Source organism: Pedobacter sp. JY14-1 (assembly GCF_029269825.1).
Taxonomy (GTDB): domain Bacteria; phylum Bacteroidota; class Bacteroidia; order Sphingobacteriales; family Sphingobacteriaceae; genus Pedobacter.
Genome location: NZ_JARJHU010000007.1, coordinates 1 through 542, shown reverse-complemented (window position 1 = coordinate 542; position 542 = coordinate 1). Strand labels below are relative to the sequence as shown.

Annotated in this window: 1 pseudogene; it reads left to right on the top strand. The window is 54.1% G+C overall.

Features of this window, described 5'->3' with window-relative positions:
* Window positions 1-542, top strand: a pseudogene (locus tag P2W84_RS13625) (hypothetical protein); the annotation flags it as partial.

Genomic DNA, 542 nt, shown 5'->3' with positions numbered 1-542 from the left:
AATAAGATCGACAGCAAGGCCGATAACAGCAAAGGGCTTGGCGGCATTTTCTTTATGGCCGCCTCTCTGGCCCTGGTCTCTTTTTCCTGCACCGGTCCGATCATCGGTACACTTCTGGTCCAGGCGAGCTCCAAAGGGGAGTTGCTGGCGCCTGCAGCCGGGATGTTCGGTTTCGCACTGGCATTGTCACTTCCTTTTACTTTATCTGCGGTTTTCCCGGGGTTTCTGAACAGCATGCCCAAATCCGGCGGCTGGCTGAACAGCGTAAAGGTTTGCCTTGGTTTCCTGGAGCTGGCGCTGGCGCTGAAGTTCCTTTCCTCTGCAGACCTGGCCTGGCACTGGGAATGGTTTGACCGGGAGATCTTCCTGGTGCTGTGGATCGTGATCTTCGTACTGATGGGCTTCTATCTTCTGGGAAAGCTTAAGTTTTCGCATGACAGCGATGTACCCTATGTTTCAGTCCCGCGGTTATTCTTTGCCATACTGTCATTTTCCTTTGCGGTGTATATGGTTCCCGGCCTTTGGGGGGCACCGGTTAGCGT